Raw genomic sequence first — 15,381 nt, forward strand, 5'->3', positions numbered from 1 at the left:
GCTCGGTGTCGGAGGACGTCGGTAGGTTCGCGTCGTGGCACAGACGTCGTTGGTGGGGAAGGTCGCGCTCGTCGCCGGTGCGACGCGTGGGGCCGGTCGCGGGATCGCGGTCGCTCTCGGGGAGGCGGGCGCCACCGTCTACTGCACGGGTCGCAGCAGCGGCGCAGCGCGGTCCGGGTACGACCGGTCCGAGACGATCGAGGAGACCGCCTCAGCGGTCACCGCCGCCGGCGGCACAGGCATCCCCGTGCGCGTGGACCACTCTGTTCCCGACGAGGTGGCGGCGCTGGCCGACCGGATCGCCGACGACCACGGTCGGCTCGACGTGCTGGTCAACGACGTGTGGGGCGGCGAGAACCTCATCGAGTGGGACGTGCCGGTCTGGGAGCACGACCTCGCGGGTGGCCTGCAGATGCTCGACAACGTCACGCGCACGCACCTGATCACCAGCCACTTCGCGCTGCGGCTGCTGACCCGGACCCCGGGCGGGCTCGTCGTCGAGATGACCGACGGGACCCGCGAGCACAACGACGCGAACTACCGGGTGTCGACGTTCTACGACCTGGCCAAGGCCGTGCCCCTACGACTCGCTTTCACGTTGGCCCGCGAGCTGGCACCGGTGGGCGGCACCGCCGTCGCGCTGACGCCCGGCTGGCTGCGCTCCGAGATGATGCTCGAGCACATGGGCGTCACGGAGGAGACGTGGCGGGATGCCACCGACCGGCACTTCGCCGCGATCTCCGAGAGCCCGCTGTTCGTCGGGCGGGCGGTCGCCGGTCTTGCCGCCGATCCGGACGTGCGCCGCCGCAACGGTGGCTCCTTCTCGTCGGGCGGGCTCGCCCAGGAGTACGGGTTCACCGACGTCGACGGATCGCGGCCCGACTGCTGGCGCTACCTCGACGAGGTCCAGGGCGCCGGTCGACCGCCGGACGCGACCGGGTATCGCTGACGCGTGTGTCAGCCGACGACGAAACGGAGGCCCTTGCCGGGCCGCAGCTGCCCGATCACGTCCAGAGCCCGACCCCGGACCACCGCGAGGACGGGGTAGCCACCCGTGACCGGATGGTCGACGCCGAACACGACCGGCTGGCCGTCGGGCGGGATCTGCACCGCACCCGGCACCAGACCGGCCGAGGGCAGCTCGCGGGCCTGGCGGCGCCGGACCGCCGGGCCGGACAGCCGCAACGCGACGCGGTTGGTCGCGGGGGTGACGGTGAACTCGTGACCGCACAGGGCGGCAAGTCCGTCGTCGAACCAGGTCACCTGCGGACCGGGCTGGACGGGCAGGACGATCTCGGTAGGCCACGGGCGCTGCGGGGCGAGGTCGACGATCGGCCAGTCCCGCGGTGCCGGCCCGACGGGGAGCACGTCGCCGGCGGCCAGGGGCGCAGGGCCGATGCCTGCGAACTGGTCGGTGGACCTCGAACCCAGGACCGCCGGGACCGCTATCCCGCCGCGGACGGCCACGTACGACCGCAGCCCGACGGTCGACGTCCCGAGGCGCACCTGCGAACCGGCCGCCAGCTCCAGCACCGCGTCGTGCGCGACCGGCCTCCCGTCGATCCACACCGGACCGGGCGCCCCCGTGATCGCGACGGTCACCGGTCCGAGCGTCCGGACGCGCAGCCCACCGAGCAGCACTTCCAGGCCTGCGGCGTGCTCGTCGTTGGCGACGAGCCGGTTGGCCAGCCGCAGCGCCCCGGCGTCGGCGGCGCCCGACCGGCCGACGCCGACGTGCGCCCACCCGGGCCGCCCCAGGTCCTGGACGAGCGTGAGCACGCCCGGGTCGATCACCTCGATCACGACGTGCTCACGAACCGGACCCGCGTGCCGGGGCGCAGCAGCGCCGGCGGGTCCCGGTCCACGTCGAACAGGGGGACCGCGCACCGCCCGAGCAGTCGCCAGCCGCCCGGGGTCGCCGCCGGGTAGACGGCGCTGAACTCGTCGGCGATCGCCACCGACCCCGCCGGGACCTTCTGCCGCGGCGAGGCGAGCCGCGGAAGCCTCAGCGCAGGGTCGAGCCCGGTCAGGTACGCGAAGCCGGGCATGAAGCCGCCGAACGCGACCGTGTACTGCGCCGCGGTGTGCCGGGCGACGACCTCCGCCACGGACAGACCGGTCAGCTCGGCGACGCCCGCGAGGTCCTCGCCGTCATAGACCACCTCGAGCGTGACCGGCTCGTCCGGCACCGCCTCGGCTGCCGTCCGTCGCTGCGCCCAGGCATGGGCGACCACGGGTTCGAGCGCGCCGGGATCAGCACCCCGGGCGACCCGCAGCAGCAGGGTGCGGGCGGCAGGCACCTGGTCGACGATCGTCGCGACGACCGTCGGCGCGCTGGCGGCCGCGGCCCTCGGGGCCGGCGTCCCCTCCTGCGCCGCCGGTGGTCGGGCCGCCCGATCTCTCGCGGCTCGGATCGCGTCGTCGAGCGCCCGGACGGCGGCCAGGTCCGCGAGCTCGACGAGCACCGCGTCGTCGCCGAACCACAGCACGCGCGGCTGACCGACCGTCCCGTCGCCGGGCTCTGCGCTCATGGCATCGTGAACGGCTGCACGATGATCCCCGACTCCTCCAGGGCCTGGCGGACGGACCGGGCGAGCGCCAGGGCTCCGGGAGTGTCCGAGTGGACGCACACCGACTCCGCGCGCAGCTCCACATCCGTCCCGTCGACGGACGTGACGACGCCCTCGTCGACGATCCGGACGACGCGGGCCGCCACCTGAGCCGGGTCGGTGACCAGTGCGCCGTCCTCGGAGCGGGGGACGAGCGTCCCGTCGGCTCGGTAGCCGCGGTCCGCGAACGCCTCGGCGACCGTGCGCAGCCCGCGCGCCGCCGCGATCGCGAGCACCGCCGACCCGGGCAGGCCGACCACCGGCAGGTCCACGGCTTCCACGACCGCTCGAGCGTGGCCCTCGTCGTGCACGACCGTGTTGTAGAGCGCACCGTGCGGCTTCACGTAGGCCACGGTGGCGCCGACCACGCGCGCCACGGCCTGCAGCGCCCCCACCTGGTAGGCCACCTGGGCGCGGAGCACGTCCGGCGGGACGTCGAGGGCCCGACGGCCGAAGTGCTCGCGGTCGAGGTAGGAGACGTGAGCCCCGATGGACACGCCACGCACCGCGGCGGCCCGGCAGACCGTCGCCATCACGCGCGGATCACCGGCGTGGAACCCGCATGCGACGTTCGCGCTGGTCACGACGTCGAGCAGCAGCGCATCCAGACCTGCGACCCCCGGCTCCCAGACGTCGATCTCCTCGCCGAGGTCGCAGTTCAGGTCGATGTGGGCCGCCATGCCTCCGATCCTGCCAGCAGCGCGTCGCCGGCGGCTGACGGTGCGAGGATGACCCGGTGGCGCGAACCGGCGAGCTCCTCGACGTGTTGCTGGCAGGGGGCCGACGAGCCGAACGGATGACACACGTCCGGCACCTGCCGGCACGCGCGGGCACCCAGGCCGACTGGCCGTCGTGGGCCGACGACGACCTCGTGCGGGGCTACCGGGCCCTCGGGGTGGAACACCCGTGGACCCATCAGGTGGCGGCGGCGGACGCGGCCTGGTCCGGCCGGCACACCGTCCTGGCCACGTCGACCGGGTCCGGCAAGTCGCTCGCATTCTGGCTGCCGGCCCTGTCCCGCGTCCGCACGGCGGCGGCCCGCTCGACGCTCGACCCCGGGCGCATCGAGTCGCTCGCCCGTCGCGCGACGACCCTCTACCTGTGCCCGACCAAGGCGCTCGCCGCCGACCAGCTCGTCGCGCTGGACCGGTTGCTCGTCGCGTCCCGGACCCAGGACACGCGCATCGCGACGTGCGACGGCGACACCTCGCTGGAGGAGCGTCGCTGGGTGCAGGAGTATGCCGACGTCGTGCTCACCAACCCCGACTTCCTGCACTTCGCACTCCTGCCGCAGCACCGGCGGTGGGCGCGGCTGCTCGGGTCGCTGCAGTTCGTGGTGCTCGACGAGTGCCACGCCTTCCGCGGCGTCTTCGGCGCGCACGTCGGGCTCGTCCTGCGCCGGCTGCGTCGGCTCGCCGAGTCCTACGGCGCGACGCCGACGTTCCTGCTGGCCTCCGCGACGACGGCCGACCCGGCGGTCAGCGCGGCGCGGCTGGTCGGCGTGGACCCGTCCGACGTGACCGCGGTGACCGACGACGCCTCCCCCGCCGGGCGAAAGACGTTCGTCCTCTGGCAGCCGCCGGAGCTGCCCGGCATCTCCTTTCCGACGTCGGACGACGACCCATGGGCGAGCGACCTGCCGCTGCCCGACCTCGCCCGCGCCCCGGACGCCCTGGGACCACCCGCGCCGGACGACGTCTGGGGGACGTCCGCTGGGACGGAGCGGGTCTCCTCCTCCGGTGCCCTGAGCACGCCGCCGGTCGCTGCGGAGCCGGTCCCGCTCGGGTCCGCGATCGCCGCGTTGGCGGTCGTCGCGGGCGCGCGGGAGGGCTCCGGACCGGTCGGCACCGGTGAGCGCGTCGTGAGTGAGCCCGCCGACCGTCCGCGTCGCACCGCGACCGCCGAGATCGCCGACCTCCTGGCTGACCTGACCATCGCGGGCGCCCGCACGCTGGCGTTCACGCGTTCGCGCCGCGGGGCCGAGTCCGTCGCTGCGTCCACCCGCGCACACCTCGAGGAGGTGGACCCGTCCCTCGGCCGGGCCGTGTCGGCCTACCGCGGCGGCTACCTGCCCGAGGAGCGGCGTGCGCTGGAGCACGCGATCCGGACCGGCTCACTGCTGTCGCTCGCGACGACGAACGCTCTCGAGCTCGGCGTCGACATCTCCGGGCTCGATGCGGTGCTGATCGCGGGCTGGCCCGGGACTCGCGTGTCGCTCTGGCAGCAGGCCGGTCGCGCGGGACGCGCCGGCGCGGACGGACTGGTCGCCCTCGTCGCGCGGGAGGACCCGCTCGACACGTTCCTCGTGCACCACCCCGAGGCGATCTTCGACACCCCGGTCGAGGCCACCGTCTTCGACACCACCAACCCCTACGTCCTCGCCCCGCACCTGTGCGCCGCGGCCGCCGAGCTGCCGTTGCGCTTCGAGGAGCTCGAACGGTTCGGGCCGCGGACGTTCGAGCTGCTCGGCGAGCTGGTCGAGCGGGGCGCACTGCGTCGGCGGCCGTCCGGCTGGTACTGGACCCGCAACGAGGTGGCCAGCCGCCTGACCGACCTGCGCGGCTCCGGCGGGGAGCCCGTCCGCGTCGTCGAGTCCGTGACCGGACGCCTGCTCGGCACCGTCGACGCGGCGTCCTCCGACTCCACCGTGCACACCGGCGCCGTCTACGTGCACCAGGGGGCGACGTTCGTCGTCGACGAGCTGCGCCTGGAAGACGGCGTCGCGCTGGTCACCCGCCGGGACGTCGACTACGGCACCTGGTCCCGGCACGCGACGAGCACCGAGATCCGCTCCGTCGACGCGCAGGTCCCCTGGGGGCCCGTCACGTGGGGGTTCGGCGCCGTCGACGTCACCACTCAGGTCACCGGCTACCAGCGCAAACGCATCCCCGACCTCCAGATCCTCGGGAACGAGACCCTCGACATGCCCGCCCGCACCCTGCGCACGACCGCCGTCTGGTGGACCGCTCCCCCGTCGGTCCTGGAGGCGGCGGGCGTCGATGCCGAGACCGCGCCGGGCGCTCTGCACGCCGCGGAGCACGCCTCGATCGGGCTGCTTCCCCTGCTCGCCACCTGTGACCGCTGGGACCTGGGCGGCCTCTCCACGGCGCTGCACGCCGACACGGGGGTGGCCACGGTCTTCGTGCACGACGGCTATCCCGGCGGAGCGGGTTTCGCGGAGCGCGGGTTCAGGCTCGGCGCCACCTGGCTGCGCGCCACCCGCGACGCGATCGCGGCGTGCCGGTGCCGGTCGGGCTGTCCGTCCTGCGTCCAGTCCCCCAAGTGCGGCAACGCGAACAACCCGCTGGAGAAGGCCGCCGCGATCCGCCTGCTCGACGCGGTCCTGGCCCACGCCCCCACCTGACCCTCCCTCAGTCCTCTACCCGCCTCGTTCCCGGGCCGAGGCCGGACCGGCACGCGCCTCGGCCGAGGCCAACCCGACGCGCGTCGGCACCACGACCCGTATACGCACCACACCCCGGCCCTGGTCCTCGCAGATCGTCAGGCGCCCGCCGTTGCGCGACGCCGCCTGTGCGGCGATCCCGCACGGGTCCCCGCCGCCCGCCGGCAGCAGTCGGGACGCCGCGGCCAGGGCCGCCAGGTCGGCGGCCCCCTGAGCACGCCCGCGCGCCGAGTGCGCGGACGCCAGCAGCCCGAGCAAGCCCGTCATCAGGACCACGACGCACACCAGCCCGAGCAGCAGCACCGTCCCGGACCCGTCGTCGCCGACCGGAGGTCCCGTCCAGCGCCTCGCGCTTCCCGCCGGACGGCGTCCAGGTGCGCCGAACTGTCGCGCTCCGACCCGCAACCTGGTCACGGCTCGTCCCGCGCGACCGATGTGGCCGAGGCACGCAACGGCACGCCGCGCCACGGTCCCACGGTGTGGGTCACCGTGACGCCCGCCCACCCGTCGGACCGCGACACGCGCACGTCGGCGTCGGCACCGGCCACCCGACGCGCCGTCGCGACGACCATCGCATCGTCCTCGCCGAGCGCAGCCGATCGTGCGCCGGCCCGGGCACCGTCGGAGCACCGCGCCTGTGTGATCGCCGCCGAGGAGACCGCGAGCAGCGCGACCAGCACGAGCACCACGGCCGGCAGCCCGACCGCCAGCTCTGCCGTGACGCTCCCCCGGTCCCGCGCGCTCACTGGGCCAGCGCCTGCCGGATGAGGGCCAGGAGGAGCCCCTTCACCTCGTCGCCGCGGAGGATCACGACGAGCAGCCCCGCGAACCCGACCGCCGCGAGCGTCGCGATCGCGTACTCGGCGGTCGCCATCCCGGCCTCGGCCAGATCGTCGTGAACGTGCCGTCCGCGGTCCCGGAGCAACCTCGTCACGCCCGGCAGCACGGCCCGGCGGCGGGCGGCCAACCGCGGTTCGAGGAAGTGCACGGACCGGTCTGCCGGCATCGGCTCCTGCCACGGCGGTGCGGTCCGGCGATCGGTGGCGCTGGTCGGATCCTCGTCGCGGGTCATGTCCGTCTCCTCTCGTCGGGACGCCGTCGATCCGGCGTCCGACCAGCGTGCGTCCGCACGGTCCACCGCTACGGGCCTCCACGGATCGGCATGCGGCGCCGGGGCTGTGGGCGTCTCGGCGACGACCAGGTACGGGTGCGGGCCGGCCGTGTAGGCGCTCGGACAGGTGCGGGTCGGCCGGCGAGGCAGTCGGACACAGACGACCCGCCCGACGACGGTCCCGACGGTCCGGGTCAGCCGCCGAACAGACCGGCCGCGAGGCTGAGCACCATCGGGACGAGACCCAGCAGCACGAACGCGGGCAGGAAGCACAGGCCGAGCGGCAGGACGAGTCGCACGCCCAACGCGCCGGCCGCAGCGCGCGCCCTGGCTCGGCGCCGACGCCGGAGCTCGTCAGCACGCGCGCGGAGCGCCGGCCCGGGCGCGGAGCCCGTGGTCCAGCTGGCCTCGAGGACCTCTGCGACGTCGCTCAGACCTGCGGCCGAGCCTGCCCACGCCGACGCCCATGACGCCCCGAGCAGCAGCGACGCGGACGCCCGCGAGAGGTGCTCGCCGGCGGCACCCCTCGCCGCCGATCCGACCGCGGCGAGCGCACGCGGCAACGACGCACCGGTCGAGAGGGCAACCTCCACGAGGTCGAGCAGCAGCACGGGGTCCGAGGCCGTCGGCGTGACCACAGCGGCCGGTAGGGCCGGCGAACGCGGCACGGGGCCCCGGCTCCACCAGGGGCTCGTCGCGCCGAGCACGGCGAGCACGACGACGAGGCCGCTCACGCCGCCCGCCGCTCGGCCTCGTCGGCTCCCGCGAACCGGTGCCCCGGGCCGCCGGGGGCGCGAGGCCGTCGCCCTCCGTCGTCGAGCAGTCGTCGACCTCGGTCGGCGTTCCTCGGTCGCCGTCGGGGCACGGTGTCGGCTCGCTCCGCCCGTGCGAGCAGCGCCCGCGTCCACCACCGCCCCAGGACGACGAGCACGGCACCGACCACGGCCGCGGCCGTCCCGACGCCTCCGGCGAGCACGACCTGCACCGGGTGCGCCCCGAGCGCCACGCCGAGGACCAGGCCCAGGAGCGGCAACCACGCCAGGACCTGGGCGGTCGCACGCGGACCGGCAAGGGCGGCGGTCCGCTCGCCCTCGCACTCCTCGTCGGCGGCCAGCCCGATCGCCACGCGGTCCAGCACCGTCGCGAGGGGGGCACCCAGGTCGTCCGACAACCGTGCGGCCGCGACGACCGCTGCGGCCCGCTGGGCGAGCGCGTCGTGCCCCCGCCTGCGTCGCGCGGCCCGACCCACGAGCTGCTCGACCGTGGGCACCCGACCCACCGGCCAACCCAGGGCCCGAGCCCAGGCAGCCGACGGCGCTGCTCCGGCGCGCAGCTGCGCCGCGGCCAGCGTGACCACGGCTGACAGCTCGAGGTCGTCGTCGCCGCCCGTTGCCCCGCGCCGTCGGCCGACCCCACGCGCACGTCGGAGCACGACGAGCCGAGGCACGGGCACGCCGAGGACCGCGATCCCCGCGAGCACGCCAAGCCCGACGAGCTCCGTCATCCGTGGGAACCGCCGAGCCCGAGTCGTTCGGCGAGTGCGGGCCATCCCGGTCCGCTGACGCACGTGCCACCAGCGTCCGCGCGCACGGCGTCGACCACCTCGAGCGTCCCGCCTCCGGAACGCCGGACCACGCCGACCTCGGCGACGTACCGCACGGCCCGATCCGGCCCGGAACGCCGCAGGTGCAGCACCGCGTCGATCGCGCTGGACGCCTGCGCGGCGACGGCGTCGCGCGACATCCCGGCCAGCGCCGCCAGCGCCTCGAGGCGTGCCGGGACGTCCTCGGCAGCGTTCGCGTGCACGGTCGCGCACCCACCGTCGTGCCCGGTGTTCAAGGCCGTGAGCACGTCCCGGACCTCAGCACCACGGCACTCGCCCAGGACGATCCGGTCGGGACGCATCCGCAGCGCGGTCCGGACCAGCTCGCTCAGGCCGACGCTGCCGGCGCCGTCGACGTTGGGCCGCCGGGCGAGGAGCCGGACGACGTGCGGATGGTTCGGTCGCAGCTCCCCGGCCTCTTCGATGACGACGATCCGCTCGTCGTGCGGCACCAGCGACAGCAGCGCCGCCAGCAGGGTCGTCTTGCCGGAACCCGTCGCGCCGGAGATCAGCACGTTCGCGCGGGTGGCGACCAGCGCGCGGACCATGGGCACGAGGGTGACCGCGAGCGTGCCGGAGGTGACAAGCTCGTCGACCGTCAGTGCCCGCGACCGCACCACGCGCAGGCTCAGCAGCACGCCGGTGCCGGCGACGGGCGGCAGGACCGCGTGCAGGCGCGTGCCGTCGGGCAACCGCGCATCGACCGTCGGCGAGGCGTCGTCGAGCCTCTGCTGACCGGCCGCCGCGAGCCGGACGGCGAGCGCCCGCACGTCCGACTCCGACCCCAGGTCGAGGGCCGCGGGCACCAACCGGCCGGCCCGCTCGACCCACACGTCCCGCGGCCCGTTGACCAGCACGTCCGTCACGTCGGGGTCGTCGAGCAGCGCCTGCAGCGGACCGGCCCCGAAGAGCTCGCCCCGCACCGTCCGCGACGTCGCAGACAACGCGCTCGACCCGAGCACCACGCCGGACGACCGGGCCGCCGCCTCGACCGCCACCTCCAGCGCGTCACCGACCCCGACCCGGGCGCGGACCCGGTCGAGGAACGCCGGGTCGACGCTCACAGCACACCACGCACGAGCCGAGCGGCCGTCCGGGCGGTCCGGCCCCGGGCCGGCGGTCCGCCGCGTTCGAGTGCGGGCGCGAGCCGCCGGTCCCGGCGCAGCGTCGCGAGGACCGGCAGGTCGACCGCCGCCGCGAGCTCCGATGCACCCAGGCCCCCGGGCGCGGGTCCGCGCACGACGAGCCCCACGTCCGGTCCGTCGAGGAACGGCCGCATGGCCAGGACACCCGCCACCGAGCGCAGGTCCCGGGGCGCGACGACGAGCACGCTGTCGCACACGGCCACGAGCGACTCACCGGTCACGACGGCGGCCCGGTCGAGGTCGAGCACGACGGCACCGAGCGCCGAGCAGAGTCCGTGCAGCACGTCGGCGACGACGGCAGGCTCGGGCACACCGGGCCGGAACCGGTCGGAGCTCAGCACCGCGCACCGCCCCCACCGCGGCAGGAGCGCGACGACGTCGGAGCCCGACACGTCGCCGCGCGCGCCGACCAGGTCGGGCCAGCGGACCCCGTCGGTCCCCTCGAGCCCGAGCAGCACGTCGATCCCACCCGACGCCCGGTCCAGGTCGACCAGAGCCGTCGAGGTGCGCACCGCCAGCCCCCGCGCGACCGTCGCGGCGAAGGTCGAGGCCCCCGCGCCGCCGCGTGCTGCCACGACTCCGAGCACCACGGCCGCCACGTCCACCCCGTCCCGGCCGGTCGGTCGCCGGCACCTGCCCAGGCTCCCCCGCGGGGAGAGGCCGACGACGGCCAGACGAAGAGAACGCGACGAGCTCCGGGCTGTGGACGGCTCACCGCCGCAGGACGAGCGCTGGGTCGTGGTCACCTCATCGACCACTGGCTCGCAGGGCTGTCCATCGTCCGCACCGGCGACGGCACCAACACTCTGGCCGGGGCGACCGGCCGATCTGCACTGGTCCTGCCCGGGAGGCGGGACATCGGGGCCACACTTCTCGACATGAGCTCAGCAGAAGAACCGGTGCCGGCGCTGGACCGGCCGCTGGCCACGGATCGACTCACCCTGCGCCCGGCGAACGCCGACGACGCCGCAGCCACCTGGGCCTACCGACGGCTCGACTCGGTCAACGAATGGCTCACCGGCACCCCGAGCGAGCCGGCCGCCTTCCGTGCGTACTTCACGGACCCGGCACGGCTCGCTCGAACTCTCGTCGTCGAGCTGCGGCACGGCTCGCAGCCGACGATCGTCGGCGACCTGATGCTCCGCCGCGAGGACGCGTGGGCCCAGCGCGAGGTGGCCGACGAGGCGCGTGGCGCCCAGGCCGAGCTCGGCTGGGTGCTCGATCCCGCCCACTGCGGCCACGGGTACGCCACCGAGGCCGTCCGCGAGCTCGTCCGGCACGCCTTCGAGGACCTCGCCGTGCGACGCGTCGTCGCCAACGCCTTCCTCGACAACGACGCGTCCGTGCGGCTCATGGAACGCCTGGGGATGCGCCGTGAGGTGCATGCGGTCAGCGAGTCGCTGCACCGGTCCGGGCGCTGGCTGGACAGCGTGGGGTACGCCCTGCTCGCCGACGAGTGGCGTGCACGTCACGGGATCTGTCGGTGACTGCCGTTAGGCTCGCGGAGCACGCAGCCGACCACCGCACACCGGAGCAGCATGGACGAGCAGGAGACGCCTGAGACGAAGTCGTCCGGGCCTCGGGCTGCGGCATTCTTCGACCTCGACAAGACGATCATCGCGACGTCGTCGGCCACCGCGTTCTCCCGGTCGTTCCTCGCGGAGGGCCTGCTCACCCGCCGGGCCGTGATGCGGGGCGCGTACGCCCAGCTGTTGTACCTGCTCGGGGGTGCCGACGAGGGCCAGACCGAGCGCCTACGGGCCCAGCTGAGTCGGATGGTGACGGGCTGGGACGTCGCACTGGTCTCCTCGATCGTCGCCGAGACGTTGCACGAGTCCATCGACCCGACCGTCTACCTCGAGGCGGTCGCGCTCATCGCCGAGCACCACGCGGCAGGGCGCGACGTCGTGGTGGTGTCGGCGTCGGGGGCCGAGGTGGTCGAGCCGATCGCGGCCGCCCTCGGCGCGGACCACGTGATCGCGACCCGGATGCACGTCGTCGACGGCCGGTACACGGGCGACATCGACTTCTACGCGTACGGCGACAACAAGGCCTCCGCGATCACGGCACTCGCGGACGAGCAGGGCTACGACCTGTCACAGAGCTACGCCTACTCCGACTCCATCACCGACGCCCCGATGCTCGGCGTGGTGGGCCACGCGTTCGCGGTGAACCCCGACCGGGCGCTGCGCAGGCTGGTCGCCGAGAAGGACTGGGACACGCTCAGCTTCAACCGGCCCGTGCCGCTGTTCTCGTTCCCACGTCCGCCTGCCCGCGTGATCACGTCCGGTGCGGTCGTGCTCGTGGCAGTCGCCGTCCTCGTCACGTGGTTGGTCGTCAGACGCCGTCGTCGGCGCTGAGCCCGTCCAGGACCGACGAACGCGACCGACCCCGGACGAACGACAGCGCCCCCTGAGGGGCGCCGTCGCCAACGATGACCGGAGGGTGAACATGCGTGCACCGGCGTCGGTCGCTACGGGACCAGCCCGGTCGACCTGCCCATAGGTGGGCTCTCCTGCGCGTGGGTGCCCTCGCGGGTCATGCAGTTGTGACCCCCTTGTTACTCCGCTGCGACTCGGATGGGAACCCCCACCTGCGGGGCCGCAGGCCAGGACGGTTCGGTCGTCGCATGCTGGGACGGCGGTCCGGTGGGTGGGACGAACCGGGTCTCCGCCTGAGACGCGGGTCAGTCCTGCGGCAGCGCCCCCGCGAGCACGCCGTCGGCCACCGCTCGCGCCCGGGCGGCGCCGGCGACCGCCGCCGCGGAGCAGGCCTCGATCCAGCCGGCCACACCCGGGTGCGTCCCGGTGGCGAACCCCGCGGCCGCGCCCAGGTACGGGTTCACCGACCACGACTCGATCAGCGAACCGGTCGGGTCCAGCCCACGCGTCGTCTGCAGGAGCCGCGCCATCGACCGCGCTACGACGCCGTTGCCGGCGCGGAACGGCCGCAAGGTCAGCAGCTCGGCGTGCACGACGGCGGCGACGACGAGCGCAGGCGCCTCCGAGGCGGCCACGGTCGAGGACAGCAGGTCGACGCGCGCCGCCAGCGCATCGCCGACGAGCGCAGGCCCGAGGCCGGTCAGGTCGGCGGGGGGCAGGTCCACCCGCAGCCGGCCCACGTGCTCCGCCGGGAGCCAGCCGCCGGTCGCCGCGGCGTGCACGCGCGCCAGCAGCTGGCCGAAGGGCGGCAGCGCGGCGGCACCGCGGGCGCCCAGCGCCGGCATCAGCTCCTCGACGACGACGGCCGCGCGCAGGGCACCGGCCACCACCGGCTCGTCGTCGGAAAGCCCGTGGGAGAGACCACCGGTGGCCAGTGCCCGCACCACGGACAGCGGCACTCGCGCGCCCTCCAGCTCCGCCGAGGCGCGCACGGAACGCAGCCCCGCCTCGGCTCGCACCTCACGCCACCGGCGCCGGTACGCCTCGTGCCAGCGCAGCTCCTCGCACGCGACGCGTGCACGCTCCACGGCCTCACGGACGCCGGGCAGCTGCAGCAGCGGGTCGAGAGTCACGCGCGCCACCTTACGAGCGAGTAGCCCGACGAAGGCGACAGAATGGCCAGATGGTGTCCCCCAGCGTCTCCTCGTCCATCACGGCGCGACTGGAGGTGCGGGCCCGTCCGACGGCGGTCAGCGAGCTCACCACCGCCATCGAGAAGGCCGGTGGCATCGTCACCGCGCTCGACGTGACCGCCTCCGGCCACGAGCAGATGACCGTCGACGTCACCTGCGCGACCCGCGGCGAGCAGCACGCGGCGGAGATCGTCGACGCGCTGCGCGTGCTGACCGGGGTCGTCGTCGACCGGGTCTCCGACCGCACCTTCCTCATGCACCTGGGCGGCAAGCTGTCCATCGAGTCCAAGGTCCCGCTGCGCAACCGCGACGACCTGTCGATGGCCTACACCCCGGGCGTCGCGCGCGTCTGCGAGGCGATCGCGGCCCACCCGGAGGACGCCCGCCGCCTCACCATCAAGCGCAACACGATCGCCGTGGTCACCGACGGTACGGCGGTCCTCGGCCTCGGCAACATCGGTCCGCTCGCGTCGCTGCCCGTGATGGAGGGCAAGGCCGTGCTGTTCAAGCGGTTCGCGGGGATCGACGCGTTCCCGATCGCGCTGGACACGACAGACGTGGACCAGATCGTCGAGACGATCTGTGCGATCGCCCCCGTGTTCGCCGGGATCAACCTCGAGGACTTCTCGGCGCCGCGGTGCTTCGAGATCGAGGCCCGCCTGCGGGACCGTCTCGACATCCCCGTGTTCCACGACGACCAGCACGGCACCGCGATCGTCGTCGTGGCGGCGCTGACCAACGCGCTCAAGGTCGTCGGCAAGCAGCTCGAGACCGTGCGCATCGTGCTCTCGGGCGCCGGAGCGGCCGGGACCGCCGTGCTGAAGCTGCTCCTGGCGGCAGGCGCGCGCGACGTCGTCGTCGCCGACATCGACGGTGTCATCCGGCACGATCGAGCAGGCCTCGCGGCGTCCCTCGTGTGGACCGCCTCCGTCACCAACCCCCGGGGCATCATCGGGTCGATCCCCGACGCCCTCAAGGACGCCGACGTCTTCATCGGGGTCTCGGCGCCCGACGTCATCACCGGCGACGACGTCGCGACGATGGCCTCCGACTCGATCGTGTTCGCGCTGGCGAACCCCCGCCCGGAGGTGGACCCGGACGACGCGGCGCTGCACGCGGCCGTCGTCGGGACCGGTCGGTCGGACTTCGCCAACCAGATCAACAACGTCCTGGCGTTCCCGGGGGTCTTCCGGGGCCTGCTCGACTCGCAGTCGCACCGGATCACCGACCAGATGCTCCTCGCCGCGGCCTACGCCCTGGCCTCGGTGGTCACCGATGCGGAGCTCAACCCGACCTACATCGTCCCCAGCGTCTTCAACCCGGAGGTCACGACGAGGGTCGCCGCGGCCGTGGCGCACGCCGGCCAGTACGCGGCACCGGCGGAGCCGATGACCTACGCGATCTGAAGCCACCGGCAGGCACGCGCGACGCGAGCGGAGGGTGTGGGAACACGGTGCAGTACGCCCTCGGTGGGCAGGGGCGGCCGTGTGGTCGTCCCTGCCCACCGGGTCAGGCGGTCAGCTCACCGCGGTGAGGGTCCACCGCTGGTTGGCGCCACCGGACAGGTCCCACTGCTGGATCCCGGCACCGTCGGCGGTGGAGTTGTCCCGCACGTCCAGGGCCTTGCCCGAGTGCTTGGCCGTCAGGGTGCACCCACCGGCGACCGCGTTCAGGCGCCACTGCTGGTTGCCGCCACCGGAGTAGTCCCACTGCTGGACCCCGGCACCGTTGGCGGTCGAGACCCCCGCCACGTCCAACGCCTTGCCGCTGAGCGTGGACACGACCTTGTAGTAGCCGCCGGAGGTGGCCGTCACCACCCACTTCTGGTTGCTGCCACCGCCGTAGGTCCACTGCTGGATCGCGGCACCGTTGGCCGTCGAGTTGTCCCGCACGTCCAGCGCCTTGCCGCTCGACGCCGAAGTGATCCGGTACGTCG

At 74.5% G+C, this 15,381-nt stretch carries 17 protein-coding genes; 5 read left to right on the top strand and 12 right to left on the bottom strand.

Going from position 1 to position 15,381, the window contains the following annotated elements:
* The first annotated feature begins 34 nt into the window (after window positions 1–34).
* Window positions 35–949 (top strand): SDR family oxidoreductase, encoded by a 915-nt coding sequence (locus tag I847_RS0113930; protein ID WP_028050188.1) that lies wholly within the window; start codon window positions 35–37, stop codon window positions 947–949.
* An 8-nt stretch (window positions 950–957) separates the two neighbouring features.
* Here the strand turns inward: I847_RS0113930 and I847_RS0113935 are convergent, their stop codons facing one another.
* The 3 genes from I847_RS0113935 to I847_RS23760 are packed head-to-tail and all read right to left on the bottom strand — an operon-like array spanning window position 958 to window position 3,289.
* Entirely contained in the window at window positions 958–1,803 is an 846-nt protein-coding gene (locus I847_RS0113935; protein ID WP_028050189.1) for a biotin-dependent carboxyltransferase family protein, read from the bottom strand.
* Window positions 1,800–2,531 (bottom strand): allophanate hydrolase subunit 1, encoded by a 732-nt coding sequence (locus I847_RS0113940; RefSeq protein ID WP_051274902.1) that lies wholly within the window; start codon window positions 2,529–2,531, stop codon window positions 1,800–1,802. Before I847_RS0113940 ends, I847_RS0113935 begins: the two co-directional genes overlap by 4 nt.
* Window positions 2,528–3,289: a LamB/YcsF family protein gene (locus tag I847_RS23760; protein WP_034610259.1), complete on the bottom strand. Its 762-nt coding sequence runs from the start codon at window positions 3,287–3,289 to the stop codon at window positions 2,528–2,530. The genes I847_RS0113940 and I847_RS23760 overlap by 4 nt, the downstream gene beginning before the upstream one ends.
* Before the next feature lie 116 nt (window positions 3,290–3,405).
* Here I847_RS23760 and I847_RS0113950 point away from each other — a divergent pair, with 116 nt between their 5' ends.
* Entirely contained in the window at window positions 3,406–5,973 is a 2,568-nt protein-coding gene (locus tag I847_RS0113950; RefSeq protein WP_081680941.1) for a DEAD/DEAH box helicase, read from the top strand.
* Between the two features lie 15 nt (window positions 5,974–5,988).
* Here the strand turns inward: I847_RS0113950 and I847_RS23765 are convergent, their stop codons facing one another.
* The 7 genes from I847_RS23765 to ssd form a co-directional block, all read right to left on the bottom strand.
* The gene (locus I847_RS23765) at window positions 5,989–6,426 is read right to left on the bottom strand and encodes an Rv3654c family TadE-like protein (RefSeq protein ID WP_196804565.1); all 438 of its coding nucleotides are present in this window, start codon (window positions 6,424–6,426) and stop codon (window positions 5,989–5,991) included.
* Complete coding sequence (locus I847_RS0113960; protein WP_028050192.1) at window positions 6,423–6,758, bottom strand: TadE family type IV pilus minor pilin; 336 nt, start codon at window positions 6,756–6,758, stop codon at window positions 6,423–6,425. Before I847_RS0113960 ends, I847_RS23765 begins: the two co-directional genes overlap by 4 nt.
* A complete protein-coding gene (locus tag I847_RS27435; RefSeq protein WP_051274911.1) occupies window positions 6,755–7,084 on the bottom strand; it encodes a DUF4244 domain-containing protein in 330 nt (109 codons plus the stop codon). The genes I847_RS0113960 and I847_RS27435 overlap by 4 nt, the downstream gene beginning before the upstream one ends.
* A 233-nt stretch (window positions 7,085–7,317) precedes the next feature.
* The gene (locus I847_RS23775; RefSeq protein WP_034610262.1) at window positions 7,318–7,857 is read right to left on the bottom strand and encodes a type II secretion system F family protein; all 540 of its coding nucleotides are present in this window, start codon (window positions 7,855–7,857) and stop codon (window positions 7,318–7,320) included.
* Window positions 7,854–8,627 carry a type II secretion protein F gene (locus I847_RS27150; protein WP_196804566.1) on the bottom strand — a complete coding sequence of 258 codons (774 nt, stop codon included), beginning with the start codon at window positions 8,625–8,627 and terminating at the stop codon, window positions 7,854–7,856. The genes I847_RS23775 and I847_RS27150 overlap by 4 nt, the downstream gene beginning before the upstream one ends.
* Window positions 8,624–9,790, bottom strand: coding sequence for a TadA family conjugal transfer-associated ATPase (locus tag I847_RS23785; protein WP_034610268.1), 1,167 nt, complete (start codon window positions 9,788–9,790; stop codon window positions 8,624–8,626). Before I847_RS23785 ends, I847_RS27150 begins: the two co-directional genes overlap by 4 nt.
* Complete coding sequence (gene ssd, locus I847_RS23790; protein WP_231384228.1) at window positions 9,787–10,617, bottom strand: septum site-determining protein Ssd; 831 nt, start codon at window positions 10,615–10,617, stop codon at window positions 9,787–9,789. Before ssd ends, I847_RS23785 begins: the two co-directional genes overlap by 4 nt.
* Before the next feature lie 132 nt (window positions 10,618–10,749).
* Here ssd and I847_RS0113990 point away from each other — a divergent pair, with 132 nt between their 5' ends.
* Window positions 10,750–11,358: a GNAT family N-acetyltransferase gene (locus I847_RS0113990; RefSeq protein ID WP_051274904.1), complete on the top strand. Its 609-nt coding sequence runs from the start codon at window positions 10,750–10,752 to the stop codon at window positions 11,356–11,358.
* A gap of 51 nt (window positions 11,359–11,409) precedes the next feature.
* Window positions 11,410–12,231 carry an HAD family phosphatase gene (locus I847_RS0113995; RefSeq protein WP_028050194.1) on the top strand — a complete coding sequence of 274 codons (822 nt, stop codon included), beginning with the start codon at window positions 11,410–11,412 and terminating at the stop codon, window positions 12,229–12,231.
* Window positions 12,232–12,557: 326 nt separating this feature from the next.
* Here I847_RS0113995 and I847_RS23795 read toward each other — a convergent pair whose 3' ends face one another.
* Window positions 12,558–13,385: a Fic family protein gene (locus I847_RS23795; RefSeq protein ID WP_231384229.1), complete on the bottom strand. Its 828-nt coding sequence runs from the start codon at window positions 13,383–13,385 to the stop codon at window positions 12,558–12,560.
* Between the two features lie 50 nt (window positions 13,386–13,435).
* Between I847_RS23795 and I847_RS23800 the strand changes: the two genes are divergently transcribed.
* Window positions 13,436–14,851: an NAD-dependent malic enzyme gene (locus I847_RS23800; RefSeq protein WP_034610271.1), complete on the top strand. Its 1,416-nt coding sequence runs from the start codon at window positions 13,436–13,438 to the stop codon at window positions 14,849–14,851.
* Between the two features lie 111 nt (window positions 14,852–14,962).
* Here the strand turns inward: I847_RS23800 and I847_RS0114010 are convergent.
* A partial coding sequence (locus tag I847_RS0114010) for an RICIN domain-containing protein (protein WP_028050195.1) occupies window positions 14,963–15,381 on the bottom strand: 419 nt, incomplete at its 5' end.

Origin of the sequence: Cellulomonas sp. URHD0024 (assembly GCF_000426185.1) — a bacterium.
Classification (GTDB): Bacteria; Actinomycetota; Actinomycetes; order Actinomycetales; family Cellulomonadaceae; genus Cellulomonas.